Annotated in this window: 19 protein-coding genes, 1 tRNA gene and 1 pseudogene; 10 read left to right on the plus strand and 11 right to left on the minus strand. The window is 73.7% G+C overall.

Annotated features, from left to right (window positions below):
* Positions 1 to 388 precede the first annotated feature (388 nt).
* Positions 389 to 991: a hypothetical protein gene (locus SM577_RS02260; RefSeq protein ID WP_474586159.1), complete on the minus strand. Its 603-nt coding sequence runs from the start codon at positions 989 to 991 to the stop codon at positions 389 to 391.
* A gap of 189 nt (positions 992 to 1,180) precedes the next feature.
* On the opposite strand from SM577_RS02260, the pseudogene SM577_RS02265 reads away from it, so the two are divergent.
* Positions 1,181 to 1,663, plus strand: a pseudogene (locus SM577_RS02265) (tyrosine-type recombinase/integrase); the annotation flags it as partial.
* A 60-nt stretch (positions 1,664 to 1,723) separates the two neighbouring features.
* Here SM577_RS02265 and SM577_RS02270 read toward each other — a convergent pair.
* From SM577_RS02270 to SM577_RS02295, 6 genes are all read right to left on the minus strand, one after another.
* Positions 1,724 to 1,798 (minus strand) — tRNA-Val (locus tag SM577_RS02270).
* Between the two features lie 79 nt (positions 1,799 to 1,877).
* Positions 1,878 to 2,345, minus strand: a complete 468-nt coding sequence (locus tag SM577_RS02275; RefSeq protein ID WP_474586160.1) for a peroxiredoxin — start codon at positions 2,343 to 2,345, stop codon at positions 1,878 to 1,880.
* A 115-nt stretch (positions 2,346 to 2,460) separates the two neighbouring features.
* Positions 2,461 to 2,898, minus strand: coding sequence for a DUF3052 domain-containing protein (locus SM577_RS02280; RefSeq protein ID WP_088992571.1), 438 nt, complete (start codon positions 2,896 to 2,898; stop codon positions 2,461 to 2,463).
* A gap of 110 nt (positions 2,899 to 3,008) precedes the next feature.
* Positions 3,009 to 5,489, minus strand: coding sequence for a transketolase C-terminal domain-containing protein (locus tag SM577_RS02285; protein ID WP_474582083.1), 2,481 nt, complete (start codon positions 5,487 to 5,489; stop codon positions 3,009 to 3,011).
* Positions 5,490 to 5,540: 51 nt separating this feature from the next.
* Positions 5,541 to 6,023 (minus strand): MarR family winged helix-turn-helix transcriptional regulator, encoded by a 483-nt coding sequence (locus SM577_RS02290; RefSeq protein ID WP_302918848.1) that lies wholly within the window; start codon positions 6,021 to 6,023, stop codon positions 5,541 to 5,543.
* A gap of 53 nt (positions 6,024 to 6,076) precedes the next feature.
* Positions 6,077 to 7,573: an MFS transporter gene (locus tag SM577_RS02295; protein WP_474586161.1), complete on the minus strand. Its 1,497-nt coding sequence runs from the start codon at positions 7,571 to 7,573 to the stop codon at positions 6,077 to 6,079.
* A 77-nt stretch (positions 7,574 to 7,650) separates the two neighbouring features.
* Here SM577_RS02295 and SM577_RS02300 point away from each other — a divergent pair, with 77 nt between their 5' ends.
* The 5 genes from SM577_RS02300 to SM577_RS02320 all read left to right on the plus strand — a co-directional run bounded on the left by SM577_RS02300 (position 7,651) and on the right by SM577_RS02320 (position 12,475).
* Positions 7,651 to 8,430: an AraC family transcriptional regulator gene (locus SM577_RS02300; RefSeq protein ID WP_474586162.1), complete on the plus strand. Its 780-nt coding sequence runs from the start codon at positions 7,651 to 7,653 to the stop codon at positions 8,428 to 8,430.
* Positions 8,431 to 8,509: 79 nt separating this feature from the next.
* Positions 8,510 to 8,989, plus strand: a complete 480-nt coding sequence (locus tag SM577_RS02305) for a GbsR/MarR family transcriptional regulator (RefSeq protein ID WP_302918851.1) — start codon at positions 8,510 to 8,512, stop codon at positions 8,987 to 8,989.
* Positions 8,982 to 9,893 carry an ABC transporter ATP-binding protein gene (locus tag SM577_RS02310; RefSeq protein WP_474582080.1) on the plus strand — a complete coding sequence of 304 codons (912 nt, stop codon included), beginning with the start codon at positions 8,982 to 8,984 and terminating at the stop codon, positions 9,891 to 9,893. Before SM577_RS02305 ends, SM577_RS02310 begins: the two co-directional genes overlap by 8 nt.
* On the plus strand, positions 9,880 to 10,677 hold the full coding sequence (locus SM577_RS02315; RefSeq protein WP_474582079.1) for an ABC transporter permease subunit: 798 nt from the start codon (positions 9,880 to 9,882) through the stop codon (positions 10,675 to 10,677). Before SM577_RS02310 ends, SM577_RS02315 begins: the two co-directional genes overlap by 14 nt.
* A gap of 124 nt (positions 10,678 to 10,801) precedes the next feature.
* The gene (locus SM577_RS02320) at positions 10,802 to 12,475 is read left to right on the plus strand and encodes an alkaline phosphatase D family protein (protein WP_474586163.1); all 1,674 of its coding nucleotides are present in this window, start codon (positions 10,802 to 10,804) and stop codon (positions 12,473 to 12,475) included.
* A 120-nt stretch (positions 12,476 to 12,595) separates the two neighbouring features.
* Here the strand turns inward: SM577_RS02320 and SM577_RS02325 are convergent, their stop codons facing one another.
* Entirely contained in the window at positions 12,596 to 13,000 is a 405-nt protein-coding gene (locus tag SM577_RS02325; RefSeq protein ID WP_302918855.1) for a YjbQ family protein, read from the minus strand.
* A 26-nt stretch (positions 13,001 to 13,026) separates the two neighbouring features.
* Positions 13,027 to 13,452, minus strand: a complete 426-nt coding sequence (locus SM577_RS02330; protein WP_474586164.1) for a hypothetical protein — start codon at positions 13,450 to 13,452, stop codon at positions 13,027 to 13,029.
* Between the two features lie 440 nt (positions 13,453 to 13,892).
* Here SM577_RS02330 and aceE point away from each other — a divergent pair, with 440 nt between their 5' ends.
* On the plus strand, positions 13,893 to 16,637 hold the full coding sequence (gene aceE / locus SM577_RS02335; protein WP_302918857.1) for a pyruvate dehydrogenase (acetyl-transferring), homodimeric type: 2,745 nt from the start codon (positions 13,893 to 13,895) through the stop codon (positions 16,635 to 16,637).
* Positions 16,638 to 16,787: 150 nt separating this feature from the next.
* On the opposite strand, the gene SM577_RS02340 is transcribed toward aceE, so the two are convergent.
* Positions 16,788 to 17,234 carry an SRPBCC family protein gene (locus SM577_RS02340; RefSeq protein ID WP_302918858.1) on the minus strand — a complete coding sequence of 149 codons (447 nt, stop codon included), beginning with the start codon at positions 17,232 to 17,234 and terminating at the stop codon, positions 16,788 to 16,790.
* Between the two features lie 185 nt (positions 17,235 to 17,419).
* On the opposite strand from SM577_RS02340, the gene SM577_RS02345 reads away from it, so the two are divergent.
* The 3 genes from SM577_RS02345 to gltX are packed head-to-tail and all read left to right on the plus strand — an operon-like array spanning position 17,420 to position 21,502.
* The gene (locus SM577_RS02345) at positions 17,420 to 18,769 is read left to right on the plus strand and encodes a GH1 family beta-glucosidase (protein WP_474586165.1); all 1,350 of its coding nucleotides are present in this window, start codon (positions 17,420 to 17,422) and stop codon (positions 18,767 to 18,769) included.
* Positions 18,766 to 20,043 (plus strand): MFS transporter, encoded by a 1,278-nt coding sequence (locus SM577_RS02350; protein ID WP_302918860.1) that lies wholly within the window; start codon positions 18,766 to 18,768, stop codon positions 20,041 to 20,043. Before SM577_RS02345 ends, SM577_RS02350 begins: the two co-directional genes overlap by 4 nt.
* A 49-nt stretch (positions 20,044 to 20,092) precedes the next feature.
* Positions 20,093 to 21,502: a glutamate--tRNA ligase gene (gene gltX, locus SM577_RS02355; protein ID WP_474586166.1), complete on the plus strand. Its 1,410-nt coding sequence runs from the start codon at positions 20,093 to 20,095 to the stop codon at positions 21,500 to 21,502.
* A gap of 62 nt (positions 21,503 to 21,564) precedes the next feature.
* On the opposite strand, the gene SM577_RS02360 is transcribed toward gltX, so the two are convergent.
* On the minus strand, positions 21,565 to 22,167 hold the full coding sequence (locus tag SM577_RS02360; RefSeq protein ID WP_474586167.1) for a copper resistance CopC family protein: 603 nt from the start codon (positions 22,165 to 22,167) through the stop codon (positions 21,565 to 21,567).
* Between the last annotated feature and the right edge of the window lie 172 nt (positions 22,168 to 22,339).

Genomic DNA, 22,339 nt, shown 5'->3' on the forward strand with positions numbered 1-22,339 from the left:
GTGTGCCGCGGGCTCTCGCGCTGCGCTACCTAGCCGCCGGGGATATACCAGTGCGACGAGCTGGGCGTTCCGCCGCACATCGTGCAGGCCATCGCCCGGCACGCCGATGTGACGATCACCCTGAAGGTCAACGCACGCCAGCCTCGACGCCATGCGTCAGGCACTGGCTGTCACGTGCCGCACCGTTAGTTTGGAAGGTGCCTTGATCTGCCGGCACGCGCTCGCGGCGGCACTGGTGATCGGGTGGCCTTCCTCCCGGACAGTCACGGCTCGGAGCTGGTAGGAGCTGCTGTTGACCCTTGTTGACCGACCTCACGGGCACGTAACGGGCATGACCGGCTCTCCGCCACCACCGACACCCTGTTCGTGATCGCCGCGGTTGTGCGGCCTACTGGTACGTCGGCGGCAGATACCGCTCCCGGCCGCTCTGCTCAATCGTCTTCGTGAACCCGGCCGCCTCCAGGATCGCAGCGAACTTAGCCCGTCTGCGTCGACGAATGGAGACCAAAAATAGGGTGACAGACATCAGCGCCGCCCAGGCGACGGCGGCGACAGCCGCGGCGGCGGTGGGGGGCGTCCCTCCTAGCCCGAGCCGCACACCGAGGATCGCGCACAGCACGGTGAGGACGACATAGAGGAGCCACGTTCGCTGCTTGTCGTCGTTCCAGCCCTCGAGGTCGTAGCTGATACGGGCCTTGAACAGATCCAGCACATCGGCAGGCACGGGGGGCAGTGCGCCCCCGGTGGAAGCATCCGGGTACTGCACTCGGTTCCGCTCGGCCCTTTCGCGGGCCTGCGGACGGGAGTCGGGTACGAAGAACAGCTGCGGTCCGTTGCGGTGTCGCTGCCGTGTGTCCGTGTACGCGTAACCGAATTGCTCGGCAACAGCGGCCATAAGGGCGAGTGAGCGCAACGTGGCCACCTGCTCGACCTCCACCGGCTGCCCGCCGGCCATCTTCCGCAACATTTTCCGCACGTGCCGCTGTCCCACCAGCGATCCCCCATCACATCGTTGATCAGACTCGCACAGCCTCTCGCCCGGGAAAGGCCGGAGGTCCATCCACCAGTGCCACGGTCTCGGTTTGAGCTGAGCCACCGTAGCGGGTTCGAGACGTGCCGCAGGGAAGCGGGCCGCCGGCGGCCACCCCTCCCCTCCCAGGTGAGCAGTTGACCTGACCCTGCTCCTATCGGCTACCCGCTGTTCCTGCTCATCGCCGCCGCCGGCCTCTCCCTCGCCGCGCAACTCGCGGTCGCCAAGCCCGGCATCTCCGGATGGCTGCTCTCGGCCGTTCCCGCCCTCGCCTTCATGGCCCTGGTCAAGCTCGTCCTCACCCCGGTCAAGGGCGACACCCCGCCGCCGGCTGCTGCACCGGCCGAACCGCTCCGCGCCCAGGTCACCGAGCCGGCACCGCCGGCCGCCATCACCGCACCCGAACCGACACCTATCGCCGCGCTGCGCGAGAAGGCCGGCTGCCCCGACGTCCGGCTACACGACCTGCGGCACACCGTCGTGTCCTTGCTGATGGGGCTGGGCGTTCCGGCGCACATCGTCCAGGCCATCGCCCGGCACGCCGATGCGAAGATCACTCTGAAGGTCTACTCGCACGCCAACCTAGACGCCATGCGTCAGGCACTCGGCAAGCTCGACGGGCGGCTCTCGTGAACACCGTTGCTGTCATCGGCCGGTTCTCTGATCTTGTGGCCGGCGTTGGTGCTGATGAGGTGGTGGGCGCGGCAGGTTTCGAACCTGCGACCCCTCGCTTGTAAGGCGAGTGCTCTCCCACTGAGCTACGCGCCCGGAACGCCCGTACGGGGCCGGAGGTTGGCAAGCTTACCCTGCCCGCCACCGGCCCGGTCGCACGGCGTGCCCGACCGGGTCAGGCCCCCGCGGCCTCGGCCAGTGCCTTGCGCCACGCCTGCTGGTCGCGCGCCTCGCCCGGGCCGTTGTGTTCGGCGAAGCGGACCACGCCGGCCTTGTCGATCACGAAAGTGCCCCGGTCGGCGAAGCCGGCGGTCTCGTTGAAGACGCCGTACGCCCGGGCGACCGCGCCGTGCGGCCAGAAGTCGGCCAGCAGCGGGAACTGGTAGCCCTCCCGGTCGGCCCAGACCTTGTGGCTGTAGACCGAGTCGACGCTGACGGTCAGCACCTGGATGTCGTCGTTGACGTAGTCGTCGAGGTTGTCCCGCACCTCGGCCAGTTCGCCCTGGCAGGTGCCGGTGAAGGCGAGCGGGTAGAAGACCACCAGCACGGTACGCCGGCCGCGGAAGTCCGCGAGCCGCACCTCCTGGTTGTTCTGGTCCTTCAGCACGAAGTCCGGCGCCTCGGCGCCCACCTCGATCGGCATGCCAGCTCCTGGGTTCGAAGTCGGGGTCGGCGCCCAGCCTGTCACACCCGGCGGCGGCCGGATCGGGCCGCCGGGCGGTGCCGCCGGCAGCCGCTGCCGGACGGGCGGGGTGTGCCTACTTCCGGCTCTTGGCGCCGCGACGCAGCACGAGCCGGGCGCCGCTCCAGTCCCGGCCGGCGTTGACGGTCGAGGTCTGCTGGAGGCCGGCGGTGGGTGCGGACTCGGCGATCTCGCTCGGCTCGACGTGCCCCTCGCGCCCCGCCTTGGGCGTGAGCAGCCACACGACACCGTTGTCGGCCAGCGGGCCGAGGGCGTCGACGAGGAGTTCGAAGAGATCACCGTCGCCGTCGCGGTACCAGACCAGCACCGCGTCGACCACCTCGTCGGTGTCCTCGTCGACCAGCTCTCCACAGCGGTCGGTCAGGGCGTCCCGGAGATCCTGGTCGACGTCGTCGTCGTACCCCATCTCCATGACGACCATCCCCGGCTCGATCCCGAACCGGTCCGCCAGGCTGCGTACCCCGTCGGCGGCCTGACCAGCGGTCGCGCTCACTGTCGCGTGCCTCCTCATCTCATCCCTGCCAGCGACGTCGGCGACGCCGTCAGGCAAAGTCCACACAGTTGTGGCTCCCCGCGCAAGTGGCGCACCGGGTGGAACGGAATTTACCGTGCCAGGAGCGTACGGGCACCCTGGGTAATGGCTTCCTCGGAGACCAGAACCTGACGTGCCGCCGGACCTAATGGTACAAACGAGTCAACTCCGGCAACTCGCCGCGCCGCCCCGACATATCCGGCATCGACCAGAGCGGCGATCACCCCCTCGCCGACCCCGCCGGAGCGGCGGGTCTCGTCCACCACCAGCACCCGGCCGGTCGCGGCCGCCTCCCGGATGATGTCCGCCACCGGCAGCGGCGCCAGCCAGCGCAGGTCCACCACCCGGGTGCCGATCCCCTCGTCCGCGAGCGTCGCGGCCGCGCGCAGCGACATCCGTACGCCGTTACCGAAGGTGATGATCGTGATGTCCTCGGCCGAGCCGACGCCGTAGACCCGGGCCCGCCCGATCGGCACGTGCCCGCTCACCCAGGCGCCCGGCTCGGGATAGCCGGCCAGCCACTCCCCGTCGCCCTCGGCGTAGAGGTCGCGGGTGTGGTAGAGCGCGATCGGCTCCAGGAAGACGCAGACGCTGCCGTCCACCGCCGCGCTGGCCAGGCAGGTCCGCAGCATGGGCGCGGCGTCGTCCGGCCGCGCCGGCACCGCGATCACCAGCCCCGGCACGTCCCGGAGTACGGCCACCGAGTTGTCGTTGTGGAAGTGCCCGCCGAAGCCCTCCTGGTACGCCAGCCCGGCCACCCGCACCACCATCGGATTGCGGAACGCCCCCTGCGAGAAGAACTGCATGGTGGCCGCCTCGCCGCGCAGCTGGTCCTCGGCGTTGTGCAGGTACGCCAGGTACTGGATCTCCGGCACCGGCAGCATCCCGGCCAGCCCGGCGCCCAGCCCGAGCCCGAGCACCGAGGTCTCGTCGAGCAGCGTGTCGAAGACCCGGGCCGCCCCGAACCGGTCCCGCAGCCCCTTGGTCACCCCGTACACCCCGCCCTTGGCGGCCACGTCCTCGCCGAAGACGGCCATCTGCGGGTGGTCGAGCATGCCGTCGGCGAGCGCGGCGTTGATGCTCTGCGCCAGCGTCAGCGGGCCGGCCAGCTCCGGCGGCTTGCCGCCGAACGACTCCGCCCGCGCGGCCGCGCCGGGGCCGCTGGCCCGGGCCGCCGCGTCGGCCACCGCCCGGGCCACCCGGACCGGCCGGCGGGGCGCGAGCGGGGCGACCACCTCGGCCGGGGCGGTCAGCTTCGGCTCGTCGAGCACCTCCTCGGCGATCCGCCGCACCCGCCAACCGATCTCGTCGTACCGGGCCAGCAGCTCCTCGCCGGTGGCCACGCCCGCCGAGACGAGCAGCCGCGCGGTGCCGACGACCGGGTCCCGCTCCAGGTCGGCGGCGATCTCCTCGGCCCCCCGGTACGCGGTCTCGACGTCCGCGCCGGCGTGCCCCATCAGCCGCACGGTGGACAGGTGCAGCACCGCCGGCCGCCGGTGCCGGCGCACCCAGGCGGCCGCCTCCGCCGCCACCTCGTACGCCCGCGGCAGGTCGGTGCCGTCCGCGGCGAAGTAGCGGATCCCCGGCCTGGCCTGCAACGCGGTGGCCACCCAGCCCTTCGGCGAGCGGACGCTGATGCCCAGCCCGTTGTCCTCGCAGACGAAGAGCACGGGGATGCGCAGGCCGGTGTGGTCGTACCAGCCGGCGGTGTTGAACGCGGCGGTGGCGCTGGCGTGGTTGACCGAGGCGTCACCGAAGGAGCAGACCACGATGGCGTCCGGCGGCCAGGGCGCGTGCTCGGCGCCGCCGCCGCTGCCGATCCGCACCCCGGTGCCGGTGCGCCGCCCGGCCAGGTCCAGCCGGCGCAGCCGTTCCACCGCCAGCCCCATCCCCACGGCGCGCGGCAGGTGCGAGGCGATGGTCGAGGTGGTCGGCACGACCGCCAGGTCGGCGCGGCCGAAGACCTTGTGCCGGCCGCCGGCGATCGGCTCGCGCGCCGAGGCGACCATCCCGCGCAGCACGTCCCGCGCCGCCTCGGCGTACCCCCGGGCGAACGGCCGGTCCCCGGCGGGCCCGGCGGCGTCGTCGCCGCTGGGCGCACCACCGGCGCCCTCGTCGCCGGCGGGGTCCTCGGCGGCGGCGGGGGTGTCCGCCACGCTGCCCGCCGGGCCGGTCGCGCCCGGCGCGCCGGCGGGATCGGGACCGGCGGTGGCCTGCGCGGCCCGGACGCAGTAGAACGCGCCGGAGCGGTAGTGCAGCAGCGCCGGATCGGTGGCCCGGACGGCGGCGGCGACCGCGGCGTTGCCCTCGTGGCCGGCCGAGCCGATCGTGTAGTACCCCTCGCCGAAGCTGCGCAGCCAGCGCCCGGCGAGGTCGAGCTGCCGGCTGGTGACCTGCGCGTCGAACAGGTCGAGCGCCTGCGCGCCGGTCAGCGCCGCGCCGTCGGTGACGGGCTCGGCCGGGTCACGCCGCTGCTCCGGCGCGGCCAGCGCGGCCAGGGCCTCCCGGAGCCGGTCGTCGAGATCTTGCGGGGTGGTCACGTCGGACAGCATTACCGACGGAAGGCCGGCTCGCCCAGTCGGACACGAACCGCGCGGGGCGGCTCAGTCGGTGCCGCAGCCCTCCGGGCAGCCGCCGTCGGAGACCTTCCAGACCAGGTCACGAAGGGTGGACAGCTCGTCGGTGGTGAGCCCCGCGAGCAGTCGGGAGTCGGACATCACCTCGTGCACCCGCTGCCGCATCCGGCGCCCGGCGTCGGTCACCACCAGGGTCTTCTGCCGCCGGTCGGCCGGGTCCACCCGGCGCCGCACCAGCCCGGCCTGCTCCAGCTTGTCGACCAGCGCGGTGACGTTGGAGCGGTCGCAGCGCAACTGTTCGGCGAGGTCGCGGGCGGGCAGCGGCCGGTCCGGGTCGAGCTCGTGCAGCGCCCGGGCGACCGCCGGGGTCAGCCCCAGCGCGGCGATCTCGACATCCTGGTAGTGCCGCAGGGCGGACGCCACGTGCATGATCCGCCGCACCGCGTCCCCGGCCACCCCGGAGCGCCGGTCCACGTCGGGCCCGGTGGAGGGAGCGGTGTGCTGCGCCATGCCGCCCATCCTACGTCCGGACGGATAGTTGATCATCTTTGTTGTCGCGCCGCTCAGGCCTCCGACCTCTCGGTTCTCGCCGTCCCCGGCCGCCGGGACGGCGCCTCGGCGGCTGCCCCGGGCCGCTGCCGCGCCGCGGTGACGCGCTCCTGCCGGGGCGATCCGCCGGGCCGGGCGGCCAGGGTGGCGGACGCCCGGCGTGAGCGGTGGGCGGCCACGGCGCCGGCCAGCAGGAGAGCCGCCGTCGTGGCGCCGGCCGTCCCGGGTGACCGGGACAGGTGCAGCCCGCCGAGGACCGCGACGCCCAGCACCGCGGCCAGCAGGGTGCCGGTGGAGACCAGCGCGGAGAGCGCGGCGGCGGCGCCGGTCGGCACGACGGCGGCCAGCCGGGCGACCAGCGGGCTGAACGCGGCGGCGTGCGCGGCGCCACCCACCAGCAGCACCGCGGCCGCGACCGGCCACGGCCAGCCCTCGCGGGACAGCGCGCCGACCGCGAGCACCACCGCCGCCAGCACCGGCGGACCGGCCACCGGGAGGACGTCGCGCCACCGCCGGGGCAGTCGCGGCACGCCCAGGCCGCAGAGGGCGAACCCGGCGGCGTACGGCAGGAAGGCCAGGCCGGCGGCGAGGGCGCTGAACCGCAGCCCGTCCTGCAACCAGAGGGTGAGGTTGAACAGGAAGCCGGCGTAGCAGCCCATCACTGTCGCAGCGGCCAGCAGGCCGGTCGCCACGCCGGGCAGCCGCAGCACTGTCACGTCGAGCAGCGGCGCCCCGCCGCGCCGGGCGAGCCGGTCCTCGTACCGCAGGAAGAGCCCGAGCCCGGCGGCGCCGGCGGCCGCCACGGCCGGCACCGACCAACCCGGCCAGCCCAGGTCCCGGCCGAGCACCAGGGGCACCACCAGGGCGAGCATCGCGGTGGAGAGCAGCAGCACCCCGGGCGGGTCGAGGGCCTCCCGCCGGCGCGGGTGCGTGGGCGCGGCGAGCACCCGCCGGCCGAGCGCCAGCAGCAGCACCCCGACCGGCACGTTGACCAGGAACGCCGCCCGCCAGGCGAGCCCGCCGAGGTCCAGGGTGACCAGCAGGCCGCCGGCGACCTGCCCGGCCGCGACCCCGAGCGCCAGGATCATCGAGTACGCCCCGATGGCCCGGGTCCGGGCCGCCCCGCTGAAGCGGGCCTGGATCAGCGTCAGCACCTGCGGCACCAGCAGGGCCGCGGTGGCGCCCTGGAGCACCCGGGCCGCCACCAGGCTGCCCGGCCCGGGAGCCAGCCCACAGGCGAGCGAGGTGACGGTGAAGCCGGCCAGGCCGAGCAGGAAGACCCGGCCCGGACCGTGCCGGCTGCCCAGCCGCGCGCCGGTGACCACCAGCACGGCGAAGGCCAGCGTGTAGCCGGCCAGCACCAGTTGCGCGAGCGCGGGCGGGCCGGCCAGGTCGGCCCGGATCGTCGGCGCGGCGACCGCGGCGATCGAGGTGTCCATCGAGGCCATCGCCTGCCCGGTCAGCAGGATGACGAGCAGCGCGGCAGGCCGCTTCGGGATCGGCTCGCTCATGCCGCCACGCTGCCGGCCGCCCGGGGTCGGCGTCTTGTCGATCCTTGCGGGCGCCGGCGCTGGCTACCCTGGCCGGCATGCGGACCAGCACCGTGCTGACCAGCCACCCGGAGTTCCGGATCCAGGCGGTGCGCTGCCGCGACGACCACACCCGCTGGTCGGCCCCCGAGCCGAACGGCGCGTACGGGATGGTGCTCACCCGCCGCGGCGGCTTCCGCCGGCACGGGCGCGGCGGCGAGGAGTTCGTGGACCCGACGGTGGGCTACCTGACGGTGCCCGGCGAGGAGGAGCGCTTCGCCCACCCGGCCGGGGGCGACGACTGCACCTCGCTGCACCTGTCGGAGCGGCTCTGGCGGGACCTCTTCGCGGACCGGCCGGCGCCGGCGGTGGTGCACGTCGACGCCCGCCTCGACCTGGCCCACCGGCTGCTGCTGCGGGCCACCACCCGGCCCGACCCGGACTTCGGCGCCGCCGAGCGGCTGGTCCGGCTGGTCGCCGGGGCCACCGGGCCGGCTCCCGGCGGGCCGGAGCGGGACCGGCCGTTGGTGGCCGCGGCCCGGGCGGCGGTACGCGACGGGGCGCCCGAGGCGGCCGGGCTGCTGCCGCTCGCCCGCGCCCTCGGGGTGTCGCCGTACCGGCTGAGCCGCTCGTTCCAGGCGCTGGTCGGGGTGCCGCTGACCCGGTACCGCAACCGGCTGCGCGTCGGGCGGGCACTCGACCTGCTCGGCGAGGGGGCCGACCTGGCGGCCGTCGCGGCGGAGCTGGGCTTCGCCGACCAGGCCCACCTGACCCGGACGGTCCGCGCCCAGCTCGGGCAGACCCCGGGCCGGCTCCGCCACCTGCTCCGCGACGGCTGACCCCACCCGGACTTCCGCATCGCGGCTTCCGCGTGTACTCTTCGTTCAGAACTTATTGAACATTTGGAACGAGGCGACGATGACGGAACTGACCGCCCAGCGCCGGTACGCCGAGGACGCCGCCGTCGTCCTCAGCGGGCTCGGGCTGCCGCCCGCGTACGGCAAGCTGCTGGGCTGGCTGCTGGTCTGCGATCCGCCGTGGCAGACCAGCGGCCAGCTCGCCGAGGGGCTCGGGCTCTCCAAGGGCTCGGTCAGCACCGGCATGCGGCTGCTGGAGACCAGCGGCCTGGCGCGTCGGGTGCCGGTGCCGGGCCACCGCGGCCACGCGTACGAGGTGCGGCCGGACGCGATCATCCGGATCGCCGCGGACGCCACCAAGTTCCGGGCGTTCCGGGAGCTGATGGAGCGCGGCCTGGCCGTCGTCGGCGGCGAGGACGCCCCGGGTACCGAGCGGCTGCGCGTCATGCGCGACTTCTACGCGTTCATCGAACGCGAGGTGCCCAAGCTCGTCGAACGCTTCGAGGCCGAGTACCAGGGGAAGGGAGAGGGCGATGGCTGAGCTTGCCATCGAGACGGAGAAGCTGGTCAAGACGTACGGCCGCAACCGCGGCCTGACCGGGCTGGACCTGCGGGTCGAGCCTGGCGAGGTGTACGGGTTCCTCGGCCCCAACGGAGCCGGCAAGTCCACCACCATCCGGCTGCTGCTCGACCTGATCCGCCCGACCAGCGGCCGGGTCAGCGTGCTCGGCGCGGACCCCCGCCGCGACGGGGTGGCACTGCGCCGCCGGATCGGCTACCTGGCCGGCGACTTCGTGGTCGACGGCCGGCAGACCGCCCGCGAGCTGCTGACCTACCTCGGCAACCTGCGCGGCGGGGTGTCCCGGGCCCGGATCGAGGAGCTGGCCGCCCGGCTCGACCTGGACCTCGGCCGGCGGATCAAGGGGTTGAGCAAGGGCAACCGGCAGAAGGTCGGCGTGGTGCAGGCGTTCATGCACCAGCCCGAGCTGCTCATCCTCGACGAGCCGACCAGCGGGCTGGACCCGTTCCTGCAACAGGAGTTCCTGTCCCTGGTGCGCGAGGCGCGGGCCGACGGGCGGACGGTCTTCATGTCCTCGCACGTGATGAGCGAGGTGCAGCAGACCGCCGACCGGGTGGGCATCATCCGCGAGGGCCGGCTGGTCACCGTCGCCCGGGTCGAGGAGCTGCGCGAGCAGGCCGTCCGCAAGGTCGAGATCCACTTCGACGACCCGGTCAGCGAGGCCGAGTTCCGGGACCTGCCCGGGGTCAGCGAGGTCACCGTCACCGGCACCACCCTGCGCTGCCGGCTCGACGGCCGGGCCGACGCGCTGGTCAAGGCCGCCGCCGGGCACACAGTGGTCGGGCTGCTCTCCGAGGAGCCGGACCTGGAGGAACTCTTCTTCGGCTACTACTCCCGCGAGGAGGGCACCCGTGTTGCTGCGTGACCCGTTCACCAAGGCGCTGCACGACGCGCGCCGGTCGCTGCTCGGCTGGACCGTGGCGATCGTCGCCGTCGGCGCGCTGTACGCCTCGTTCTGGCCGACCGTGCAGACGCCGGAGATGAAGGAGGCGCTGGCGGCGTATCCGGAAGGGGTGCTGGAGGCGTTCAACTACAGCGACCTCACCACCGCCGCCGGCTACCTGGGCAGCGCCGTCTACGGCCTGCTGGTGCCGTTGCTGGTGGCGGTCTTCGCCATCGCCGCCGGCACCCGCGCGGTGGCCGGCGACGAGGAGGCCGGCACCCTCGACCTGGTGCTGGCCCATCCGGTCAGCCGGGCCCGGCTCGCGCTGCTGCGTTTCGCGGCGGTGGCGGCCGGCATCGTCGCGGTGGCCGTCCTGCTCGGCCTGGTCATGGTCGCGCTGAGCGGGCCGGCGCAGTTCGACGGCATCGGCGCCGGCGGCTTCGCGGCGATGACCGTGCACCTCACCCTGTTCGGGCTGACCTTCGCCGCGCTCGCCTTCGCCGTCGGCGCGGCCACCGGGCGGCGGGCCGCGGCGCTCGGCGCGGGTGCCGCGGTGGCCGTGCTCGGCTACCTGGCGAACTCGGTCTTCCCGCAGGTGGAGGGGCTGGCCTGGGCGCGGGAGGTGTCCCCGTTCCACTGGTACCTGGGCGGCTCGCCGCTGGTCGACGGGGTGCAACCGGCCGGCGCGCTGCTGCTGCTCGGCGCCACCGTGCTGCTGGTCGCCGCCGGCACCGCCGCCTTCACCCGGCGGGACGTCGCCGTCTGAGCGACCGGGAAGGGCTCCTTGTTCGGCCGTTGGCGACGACGAGGAGCCCTTCCGGTCATCTGGCGGTCACCCGCGCTCGGGACGCTCCCCAGGTCGGCAAGAACCGGACTCTGGGGAGGAATTCGTGGCACTGTCCCGACGAACGATCCTGTTGAGCGGCGCGGCGGTCGGCGCGGCCGGCGCCGTCGGCCTACCCGCCGCGGCCGGCGCGCAGCCCGCCCCCGGCCCGGCGCCGGCCACCGGCACCCGCCGGCTGGCGTACCCGTTCACCCTCGGCGTGGCGTCCGGCGACCCGGACCACGACGGCTTCGTGCTCTGGACCCGGCTGGCGCCCGAGCCGCTGGCCGAGGACGGCCTCGGCGGGATGCCGGACCGGGTCGTGCCGGTGCGGTGGGAACTGGCCGCCGACGAGCGGTTCCGGCACGTCGTCCGGCGCGGGGTGGCCCGGGCGCGACCCGGGTCGGCGCACAGCGTGCACGTGGAACTGGACGGGCTGCTGCCCGGCCGGGAGTACTTCTACCGGTTCCGGGCCGAGGGCCACCTCTCCCCGGTGGGCCGGACCCGCACCGCGCCGGCCCCGTGGAGCATGCCCGCCGCCCTGGCCATGGGCTTCGCCTCCTGCTCCCAGTACGAGCACGGATACTTCACCGCCTACCGGCGGCTGGCCGAGACCGAGCCGGAGCTGATCCTGCACCTGGGTGACTACCAGTACGAGTACGCGCCGGACACGTACAACGCGCCCGGCGGCAACCCGCGTGACCACGAGGGTCCGGAGACCCGGACGCTGGCCAACTACCGGCAGCGGCACGCCCAGTACAAGACCGACGCCGACCTGCAGGCCGCGCACGCCGTCGCGCCCTGGGTGGTGGTCTTCGACGACCACGAGGTGGAGAACAACTGGGCCGACGAGACGCCCGAGGCGCCGGACCCGGAGTTCGCCGCGCGGCGGGCGGCGGCCTTCCAGGCGTACTACGAGAACATGCCGCTGCGCCGCACCTCGGTGCCGCGCGGCATCGACATGCAGCTCTACCGGCGGGTGCGCTGGGGGCGGCTGGCCACCTTCCACATGCTCGACACCCGCCAGTACCGCGACGACCAGGCCTGCGGGGACGGCTACCGCAACTGCGCCGCGGCCGCCGACCCGGCCCGGTCCATCACCGGGGCCGAGCAGGAGGCCTGGCTGCTGGACGGCTTCCGCCGCTCCGACGCCCGCTGGGACATCCTCGGTCAGCAGGTCTTCTTCGCCCAGCGGGACAACAACTCCGGGCCGCTGACCGTCACCAGCATGGACGCCTGGGACGGCTACGTCGCCTCGCGCGACCGGATCACCCGCGGCTGGCTGGCCGCCGGGGTCCGCAACCCGGTGGTGCTCACCGGGGACGTCCACGCCCACTGGGCCAGCGACCTGAAGCTCGACTACGCCGACCCGACCTCCCGGACCGTCGGCAGCGAGCTGGTCTGCTCCTCGATCACCTCGGGCGGGGACGGGGCCGACTCGGCCACCGGCTCGCACCCCTGGCTGGCGTTCAACCCGCACCTGCGGTTCCAGAACAACCTGCGCGGCTACGTCCGCACCACGATCACTCCCGGCCAGCTCACCGCCGACTTCGACGTGCTGCCGTACGTGAGCCGGCCGGGCGCGCCGGCGCACACCCGGGCCCGGTTCGTCATCGAGGACCGGGTGCCGGGTCTGCACCTGACCGCGGACCACCCGCTGCCGGCCGCCACCGCGCGCCGCTCGGCCGACGCCGTCGACGAGGGCCGCCGCACCGTCGACACGGAAACCACCCGCCCCTGACCACCCGCCGCCCGCCCCGGCTGCACGAACAGTGAACGAGTGGCCATTCCGCGCGGAATGGCCACTCGTTCTCGGTATGTGCTCGCGCGGCGGGTGGTGGGGCGGCGGGGCGGGGCGGGGTCAGCCGGGGAGGAAGGAGAGGCGGACCTTGCGGGACGGGTTGTCGCCGTTGGTGTCGACCAGGCAGAGCGACTGCCAGGTGCCCAGCGCCAGCCGCCCGTCCAGCACGGGCAGCGTCGCGTACGGCGGGAGGAAGGCGGGCAGCACGTGGTCCCGGCCGTGCCCGGCCGAGCCGTGCCGGTGCCGCCAGCGGTCGTCGGCGGGGAGCAGGTCCTCCAGCGCGGCGAGCAGGTCGTCGTCGGAGCCGGAGCCGGTCTCGATGATCGCCAGGCCGGCGGTGGCGTGCGGCACGAAGACGTGCAGCAGGCCGTCGCCCTGACCGGAGACGAACCGCTCGGCCTCGCCGGTGATGTCCCGGACGGTGGGCCGGGAGCCGGTCTGGACGCTGATCACCTCACTGCGCATACGTCGGATTCTGCCGCAGAGTGCGGTCAGTAGCTGCCGCCACCGCCACCGGAGTCGCCGCCCCCGCCGGACCAGCCACCGCCGGAGTCGCCCCCGCCCCACCAGCCACCGCCGGAGTCGCCCCCGCCCCACCAGCCGCCGCCGGAACCCGCGCCGGACCGGTCGCCGGCCGGGTCGTCCCGGCCGTGGTCGCGGTCGCCGTAGTCCGTGCCGACGTCCCCGGTGGGGCCGACGTACAGCGCGCCGGCCGCCGCGTCCTGCGGGCGGTGCCGGCCGCGCGGCCGCCGCGCGTCGCGGATCAGCCCGACCCCGAGCAGCGCCAGCGTGGCGCCGACCGCCGCGATCATGAACGCCGCTGGTGACACCAACCAGCCGGCCACCCCGCCGACCGCCGTGCCGACCACCCCGACGACGGCCATCGCCCCACCGAGCACCACCGGTCGCCATCTCATGCCGGCAGGGTAGGGCGGCCGGACAAGCCCGCCCGACGGGCGCTCGGCGGACTGCCCGCGGGCCCCACGGGCGGCCGGACGAGCCCGCCCGACGGGCGCTCGGCGGACTGCCCGCGGGCCCCACGGGCGGCCGGACAAGCCCGCCCGACGGGTGCTGGGCGCGACGGCCGGCGGGCCTCGCGGAGGGCCGCACGAGGCCGCCCGACGGGCGCGCGGCGCGACGGCCGGCGGGCCACCGGCCCGGCCTGGTCCGGCAGCGGACGGCGGTGTCACCGGGCCCGGATCGGCCCGGATCGGGTCCGAGCCCGCCGATTGCAGAAAGTTACCGGCGGGTACCTGTGTCGAGCGTCGCGTCTCGGGGCGGTGGACGTGACGGCAGGTGGCACAAGGGGGCAGGATGGCGCTAGAGACCTATCCCACACACAACCGAGGGAACGCCTGTGGCTACGGAACGCAAGCGCCCGGTGATCACCGCCGGTCTGCCGAGCCAGCTTCCGGACATCGACCCTGAAGAAACCAGCGAATGGGTCGAGTCGCTCGACGGTGTCATCGACGAGCGCGGGACCAAGCGCGCCCGCTACGTCATGCTGCGCCTGCTGGAGCGGGCCCGCGAGCGTCAGGTCGGGGTGCCGTCCCTGACCACCACGGACTACATCAACACCATCCCGCCGGAGCGCGAGCCGTGGTTCCCGGGGGACGAGCACGTCGAGCGGCGGATCCGGGCGTACGTCCGGTGGAACGCCGCCATGCTGGTGCACCGGGCGCAGCGCCCGGAGATCGGCGTCGGCGGGCACATCTCCACCTTCGCCAGCTCGGCCTCGCTCTACGAGGTGGGCTTCAACCACTTCTTCCGGGGCAAGAACCACCCGGGTGGCGGCGACCACATCTTCTACCAGGGTCACGCCTCCCCCGGCATGTACGCCCGGGCGTACCTCGAGGGCCGGCTCACCGAGCACCAGCTCGACGGGTTCCGCCAGGAGCTGTCCCACCCGGGCGGCGGCCTGCCGTCGTACCCGCACCCGCGGCTGATGCCGGACTTCTGGGAGTTCCCGACGGTCTCCATGGGCCTGGGCGGGCTGAACGCGATCTACCAGGCGCGGTTCAACCGCTACCTGCACCACCGGGGCATCAAGGACACCTCCGACCAGCACGTCTGGGCGTTCCTCGGCGACGGTGAGATGGACGAGCCGGAGACCCTCGGCGCGATCGGGGTGGCCGCCCGCGAGGAGCTGGACAACCTCACCTTCGTGATCAACTGCAACCTCCAGCGGCTGGACGGGCCGGTCCGCGGCAACGGCAAGGTCATGCAGGAGCTGGAGGCGTTCTTCCGGGGCGCCGGCTGGAACGTCATCAAGGTGGTCTGGGGCCGGGAGTGGGACCCGCTGCTCGCCGCGGACACCGACGGCGCGCTGGTCAACCTCATGAACACCACGCCGGACGGCGACTACCAGACCTACAAGGCGGAGTCCGGGGCGTACGTGCGGGAGCACTTCTTCGGCCGTGACCCGCGCACCCGCAAGATGGTCGAGCACCTCAGCGACGACGAGATCTGGAACCTCAAGCGGGGTGGCCACGACTACCGCAAGCTCTACGCGGCCTACAAGGCGGCGATGGAGCACACCGGGCAGCCGACGGTGATCCTGGCCAAGACGATCAAGGGCTGGACGCTCGGCTCGCACTTCGAGGGCCGCAACGCCACGCACCAGATGAAGAAGCTGACGCTGGAGGACCTCAAGACCTTCCGCGACCGGCTCTTCCTGGACATCCCGGACTCGGCGCTGGAGGAGAACCCGTACCTGCCGCCGTACTACACGCCGGGCGAGAAGTCCGACGAGATCGCCTACCTCAAGGAGCGGCGCCAGCAACTCGGCGGGTACCTGCCGTCGCGGCGTACCGAGGGCAAGCGGCTGACCATCCCCGGCCCGGAGCGGTTCTCCGACGTCAAGCGGGGCTCGGGCAAGCAGAAGGTGGCCACCACGATGGCCTTCGTCCGCCTGCTCAAGGACATCATGAAGGACAAGGAGTTCGGCAAGCGCTGGGTGCCGATCATCCCGGACGAGGCCCGCACGTTCGGCATGGACTCGCTCTTCCCGACCCAGAAGATCTACTCGCCGCACGGCCAGCGGTACACCGCCGTCGACCGGGACCTGTTCCTGTCGTACAAGGAGGCCATCGGCGGGCAGATCCTGCACGAGGGGATCAACGAGGCCGGCTCGGTCGCCTCGTTCACCGCCGCCGGCTCGTCGTACGCCACGCACGGCGAGCCGATGATCCCGATGTACATCTTCTACTCGATGTTCGGGTTCCAGCGCACCGCCGACGGGCTCTGGGCAGCCGCCGACCAGATGGCCCGGGGCTTCCTGCTCGGCGCCACCGCCGGCCGCACCACGCTCAACGGCGAGGGGCTCCAGCACGAGGACGGCCACTCGCACCTGATGGCCGCCACCAACCCGGCGGTGGTCGCGTACGACCCGGCGTTCGCGTTCGAGATCGCGCACATCGTGGAGAACGGCCTGCACCGGATGTACGGCGAGGCGCAGGAGAACATCTTCTACTACCTCACCGTCTACAACGAGCCGATCCTCCAGCCGGCCGAGCCGTCCGACGTCGACGTCGAGGGGCTGCTCAAGGGCATCTACCGCTACTCCCCCGCCCCGGAGGTGGGCGGTGACGCCCCGAAGGCCAACCTGCTGGCCTCCGGCACGGGCATGCAGTGGGCGCTGCGGGCGCAGCAGCTGCTCGCCCAGGACTGGGGGGTGGCCGCCGACGTCTGGTCGGTGACCTCCTGGACCGAGCTGCGCCGGGACGCGGTCGAGTGCGAGGAGCACAACCTGCTCAACCCGGGCGCCGAGCAGCGGGTCCCGTACGTCCAGCGGAAGCTGGCCGACGCCGACGGGCCGAAGATCGCGGTCAGCGACTGGATGCGCGCGGTACCGGACCTGATCGCCCGCTGGGTACCGGGGGACTACACCTCGCTCGGCACCGACGGCTTCGGCATGTCGGACACCCGGCACGCGCTGCGCCGGCACTTCCACGTCGACGCGGAGTCGGTGGTGGTGGCGACGCTGCGGCAGCTCGCGCTCCGCGGCGTGGTGCCGGCCACCGTGCCGGCCGAGGCGGCCAAGAAGTACGCCATCGAGGACGTCAACGCCGCCCCGGTCGGCGAGACCGGCGGCGACAGCTAGGCGGCACACGACGAAGGGCCCGGCGCGTTCGCGCCGGGCCCTTCGTCGTCCCCGCGACCCGAGAGCGGGGCAGGCGAGCAGGCGGTGGTCCGGCGTCCCTGGCGGGGACCCGGGCCACCGCCGTCGCGGGCGACGCCAGGACGGGCCCGGTCAGCCGACGGCGGCCAGGTCGGTCAGCCGGGCGAGCGAGTCCTCCAGGTCGGCGCCGACCCGACGCAGGCCGAGCCGGAGCAGGGCGGCCTTGACCGGACCGGCCGGCCAGCGTACGACGATGAGCCGCACGATCGTCCCGCCCTCCTCCTCGTCCGCGGTGAGCTGGACGTAGATCTCGGTGCGCGCCTCCGCCCGGGCACCGGCGCCCTTGGCGCGTTCGCGCCAGCCGATCAGGGTCGGCTCCTGATAGGCGATCACTTCGGCCTCATGCGCCGCGCCACGTCCGGCCTGGACCAGCTGCCGCCGTCCGAAGCCCTCCCCCGAGAGCACCTCGGCCGCGCGGACCCCCGCCAGCCAGGCCGGCAGTTGCTCGGCCCGCTGCACGACGTCCCAGACCGCTTCCATCGGCGCCGCCACGTGCGCACTGCGTTCCACGAGGATCATTTCCGTCTTCCTCCAGTGAGGACATCCCACGATATCGGCACTCTATGCACAAATTCGGACTTACCTGGACGGGTTTGGAAAAGACACGCCGAAAACCATTGCCTGACGAACGACCAGCGCCTATGGCGCATTCGCCGGGCGCGCCCTAGAGTCCCGAACACGTTTCGCGTTCACCGGGAGGGCGCATGCCGACCGAACCGCTGCCCGACTTCCCCGCCGGCTTCCGCTGGGGGGTCTCCACCTCCGCCTACCAGATCGAGGGCGGCGTCGGCGAGGGCGGCCGGGGACCGTCCATCTGGGACACCTTCGCGCACTCCCCCGGCCGGATCGTCGACGGCAGCACCGGCGACGTGGCGTGCGACCACTACCACCGGCACGCCGAGGACGTCGACCTGATGGCCGGCCTCGGCGTCTCCGCGTACCGCTTCTCCATCTCCTGGCCCCGGGTCCAGCCGGGCGGCACCGGCGCGGCCAACCCGGCCGGGCTGGACTTCTACGACCGGCTGGTCGACGACCTGCTGGCCCGCGATATCGACCCGGTCGCCACGCTGTTCCACTGGGACCTGCCGCAGCCGCTGGAGGACGCCGGCGGCTGGCTGAACCGGGACACCGCGCACCGCTTCGCCGAGTACGCCGACCTGACCGCGGCCCGGCTCGGCGACCGGGTCAAGCTCTGGATCACCCTCAACGAGCCGTTCGTCCACATGAGTCTCGGCCACGGCATGGGTGTGCACGCGCCCGGCCGGATGCTGCTCTTCGACGCCTTCCCGGTCGCCCACCACCAGTTGCTCGGCCACGGTCTCGCGGTCGGCGCGCTGCGCGCCCGCGGCACCAGCCCGGTCGCCATCGCCAACAACTACTCGCCGGTGCGGCTGGCCGGCGACACCGACGCCGACCGGGCGGCGGCGGCCGCGTACGAGGCGCTGCACAACCGGCTCTTCACCGACCCGCTGCTCGGCCGCGGCTACCCGGCCGGGCAGGACTTCGACGCCGGCGTGGTCCGCGACGGCGACCTGGCGGTGATCGCCGCGCCGATCGACGTGCTCGGGGTCAACTACTACAACCCCACAGCGGTACGCGCCCCGGAGGAGGGTTCGCCGCTGCCGTTCGACCTGGTGCCGCTGGACGGCTACCCGCGGACCGCCTTCGACTGGCCGGTCGCGCCGGACGGGCTGCGCGAACTGCTCGGCTGGCTGCGCGACACCTACCGCGACGACCTGCCCCCGATCGAGATCACCGAGAGCGGCTGCGCCTACGACGACGCCCCGGACGGCACCGGGCGGGTGCCCGACCCGGAGCGGATCGCCTACCTCGACGGGCACCTGCGCGCGGTCCGGGCCGCCCTCGACGACGGGGTGGACGTCCGGGGCTACTTCGTCTGGTCGCTGCTGGACAACTGGGAGTGGGCCGAGGGCTTCACCAAGCGCTTCGGCCTGGTGCACGTCGACTTCGACACCGGGGTGCGCACCCCGAAGTCCTCGTACGCCTGGTTCCGCGACGTGATCGCGGCCAGCCGCCGGACACCGGCGGCGTGACCACCGTCGACCCGACGCCGGCCTCGCTGCCGGCGGCGCTGGCCGAGCCGACCGTCCCGGTCCGGCGCGGCTGGATCGCGCTGATCTTCGCGGCCAACCTCGGCGTGTGGATGGCCTTCTTCACCCCGATCCAGGTGCTGCTGCCACAGCAGGTGGAGCGGATCGCGCCGGCCGACAAGGAGGCCGCGCTCGCCCTGGTCACCGGCCTCGGCGCGCTCGCCGCGGTGCTCGCCAACCCACTCGCCGGCGCGCTGTCCGACCGGACCTGCCTGCGCGTGGGCGGCCGGGAGTTCGGCCGCCGGCACGTCTGGACCGCGGGCGGGGCGCTGCTCGGCGCGGCGGCCCTGGCGCTGCTGGCCCAGCAGCGCACCGTGCTCGGGGTGGCGCTCGGCTGGGTCGCCGCCCAGGTCTGCTTCAACGCCATGCTGGCCAGCCTCACCGCCGCCGTGCCGGACCGGGTGCCGGTGACCCAGCGCGGCGGGGTCTCCGGCTGGGTGGGCATCCCGCAGGCGCTCGGGCTGGTGCTCGGCGTGGTGCTGGTGACCGCCGTGGTCACCGGCAACGCCGCCGGCTACCTGGCGGTCGCGGCGGCGGTGCTGCTGCTGGCGCTGCCGTTCACCCTGTTCACCACCGACGACCCGCTGCCCCGCGGGCACCGTCCGGCGCTGCGGCCGCGCGCCCTGCTCGCCTCGATGTGGGTCTCGCCCCGGGCCCACCCGGACTTCGGCTGGGCCTGGATCACCCGGTTCCTGGTCCAGCTCGGCAACGCCCTGGGCACCCTGTACCTGCTCTACTTCCTCACCGACCAGGTGCGGCTGGCCGACCCCGAGGGCGGCCTGCTGGTGCTGATCCTGCTCTACACGGCCGGGCTGGCCGCGACCGCGGTGCTGGCCGGCTGGCTCTCCGACCGCTCCGGCCGGCGGAAGGTCTTCGTGATCGCCTCCGGCGGGATCATGGCGGTCGCCGCGCTGCTGCTCGCCGTCGCGCCGGTCTGGCCGATGGCGGTGCTCGCCGCACTGCTGCTCGGCGCCGGCTACGGCGTCTACCTCTCGGTGGACGCCGCCCTGATCACCCAGGTGCTGCCCCGGGCCACCGACCGGGCCAAGGACCTCGGCGTGATCAACATCGCCAACTCCGCCCCGCAGGTGCTCGGTCCGGCGATCTCCGCCCCGCTCGTGGTGCATCTGGGCGGTTATCCGACGCTCTACGCGGTCACCGCGGCGGTCACCGTGCTGGGCAGCGTGCTGGTGGTGAAGATCCGGTCGGTGCCCTGACCCGCACCCCTGGCCGAATCCGGTGGCGGCCCGCCGTAGGCTGGGGGACGTGACGGTACGTGTACGCTTCGCCCCCTCCCCGACCGGTATGTTCCACGTCGGCGGCGCCCGCTCGGCCCTGCAGAACTGGATCTACGCCAAGCAGCAGGGCGGGGTGTTCGTGCTCCGCATCGAGGACACCGACGCGGCGCGGAACAAGCCGGAGTGGACCGAGGGCATCCTCTCCGCGCTCGACTGGATCGGCATCGAGCGGGGCAGCTACGAGGGCCCCTACTTCCAGTCGCAGTACGCCGGTGAGCACCGGGCCGCCGCCGCCCGGCTGTACGAGTCGGGCCGGGCGTACTACTGCGACTGCACCCGGGAGGCGGTGCAGGCCCGCACCGGCTCGCAGTACCAGGGCTACGACGGCTTCTGCCGCGACCGTGGGCTGGGCCCGGGCGAGGGCCGGGCGCTGCGCTTCCGCACGCCCGACGAGGGCGAGACGGTGGTGGTCGACCTGATCCGCGGCGAGCCCACCTTCGAGAACAAGCTGATCGAGGACTTCGTCATCGCCCGCGGCGACGGCTCGCCGGTGTTCCTGCTGGCCAACGTCGTGGACGACATGACCATGGGGATCACCCACGTGATCCGGGCCGAGGAGCACCTGCCGAACACCCCGAAGCAGCAGCTCCTCTGGGACGCCCTCGGGGTCAAGCCGCCGACCTGGGCGCACGTGCCGGTGGTGGTCAACGAGAAGCGGCAGAAGCTGTCCAAGCGGCGCGACAAGGTCGCCCTGGAGGCGTACCGGGACGAGGGCTACCTCGCCGCCGCGATGCGCAACTACCTGATGCTGCTCGGCTGGGCGCCCTCCGGCGACCGGGAGATCGTGCCCTGGTCGGTGATCGAGCAGGAGTTCCGACTGGAGGAGGTCAACCCCTCGCCGGCTTTCTTCGACGAGAAGAAGCTGCGCGCGTTCAACGGCGAGTACATCCGGGCGCTGCCGATCGAGGACTTCGTCGCGGCCTGCCAGCCGTGGCTGACCGGCACCGGCACCATCGCGCCGCCGCCGTGGCAGCCGGCGGAGTTCGACGCCGCCGCGTTCGCCGCGGTGGCCCCGCTGGCGCAGACCCGGATCGCGGTGCTCAGCGAGATCGTGCCGAACGTCGACTTCCTCTTCCTCGCCTCGCCGCTGATCGACGAGGCGGCCTGGGCCAAGGCGATGAAGGAGGGCTCGGCCGAGCTGCTGGAGGCGGCGACCGCGGCCTTCGAGGCGCTGGAGTCCTGGGACGCCGAGTCGCTCAAGGCCGCCCTGGAGGCGGTCGGCGCGGAGCGCGGGCTCAAGCTCGGCAAGGCGCAGGCCCCGGTCCGGGTCGCGGTCACCGGCCGTACGGTCGGGCTGCCGCTGTTCGAGTCGCTGGAGGTGCTCGGCCGCGAGCGCACCCTGACCCGGCTGCGCGCCGCCCGGGTCCGCCTGGTCTGATCCCGGTCGGCCCCCGGTCGCGGGGCGGAGCCGGTCGGCGAGGCGCCCCGCCGGTGGTGGCGTCAGCCCCGGGCCGACCGGCGCCGCAGCAGCAGGCCGGCGACCAGCGCGGCGAGCAGCACGGCCCCGCCGAGCGTCGCCCAGAGCCAGCCGCGACCACCCGACTCCGTACCCTCCTCGGCCGCCGGCACCGCGGCGACGCTGGCGCTGCCGCTCGGCGTCGCCGTCGGCGCGCCGGACGGCGACGCCGGTGGGACGGAGGCGGCCGGGGCGGTGGCCGACGCCGAGGGGTCGGCCGGCGTGCCGGTAATGAGGGTGAACCGGACCTCGCCGGAGACCGGGTGCCCGTCGCTGGAGGCCACCCGGTAGCCGACGATGTAGAGCCCCGCCCGGCCCGGCTTGAACGGCAGGCGTACCCGGTTGCCGGTGAAGGTCGGCGCGCCACCCAGCGCCGCCACGTTGTCCGGCCCGGTGACTGTGATCTTCGTCGTGGCCGGATCCGGCTTGGCCAGGAACCGCAGCTCGATCCGGGCCGGCGCGGTCGCCACCCGGGCGCCGTCGCGCGGATCGCTGCCGGTCAGCGAGTTGTGCGCGGCCGCCGGCGTCGCCGGCAGCAGGGACACGCCGAGCGCCACGCCGAACACCGCTGGCCAGGTACGCGCCACACGTGCGACCCTGCCCCCCATGAGCCCCTCCGCAAAGGTACGATCCGCCCGCTGATCAACGGCTGCCGCACATTAGTCGAGCCGAGATCGCAGATAGTTCCAAATACTGTTCCACCAGCTGCAACCGAGCGACGTTCCGCGGAGTCTCTGAGGTGGGTCCCGGCCTGTGGCC

This window comes from Micromonospora desertarenae, assembly GCF_056150265.1.

What these genes read in the sequence shown, in the direction of transcription:
- SM577_RS02305 (WP_302918851.1), top strand. Translation starts at nt 8,510, where the DNA reads ATGACGGAACTGACCGCCCAGCGCCGGTACGCCGAGGACGCCGCCGTC.
- SM577_RS02295 (WP_474586161.1), bottom strand. Translation starts at nt 7,573, where the DNA reads ATGAGCGAGCCGATCCCGAAGCGGCCTGCCGCGCTGCTCGTCATCCTG.
- SM577_RS02300 (WP_474586162.1), top strand. Translation starts at nt 7,651, where the DNA reads ATGCGGACCAGCACCGTGCTGACCAGCCACCCGGAGTTCCGGATCCAG.
- SM577_RS02275 (WP_474586160.1), bottom strand. Translation starts at nt 2,345, where the DNA reads ATGCCGATCGAGGTGGGCGCCGAGGCGCCGGACTTCGTGCTGAAGGAC.
- SM577_RS02330 (WP_474586164.1), bottom strand. Translation starts at nt 13,452, where the DNA reads ATGAGATGGCGACCGGTGGTGCTCGGTGGGGCGATGGCCGTCGTCGGG.
- SM577_RS02285 (WP_474582083.1), bottom strand. Translation starts at nt 5,489, where the DNA reads ATGCTGTCCGACGTGACCACCCCGCAAGATCTCGACGACCGGCTCCGG.
- SM577_RS02345 (WP_474586165.1), top strand. Translation starts at nt 17,420, where the DNA reads ATGCCGACCGAACCGCTGCCCGACTTCCCCGCCGGCTTCCGCTGGGGG.
- SM577_RS02290 (WP_302918848.1), bottom strand. Translation starts at nt 6,023, where the DNA reads ATGGCGCAGCACACCGCTCCCTCCACCGGGCCCGACGTGGACCGGCGC.
- SM577_RS02340 (WP_302918858.1), bottom strand. Translation starts at nt 17,234, where the DNA reads ATGATCCTCGTGGAACGCAGTGCGCACGTGGCGGCGCCGATGGAAGCG.
- SM577_RS02325 (WP_302918855.1), bottom strand. Translation starts at nt 13,000, where the DNA reads ATGCGCAGTGAGGTGATCAGCGTCCAGACCGGCTCCCGGCCCACCGTC.
- SM577_RS02310 (WP_474582080.1), top strand. Translation starts at nt 8,982, where the DNA reads ATGGCTGAGCTTGCCATCGAGACGGAGAAGCTGGTCAAGACGTACGGC.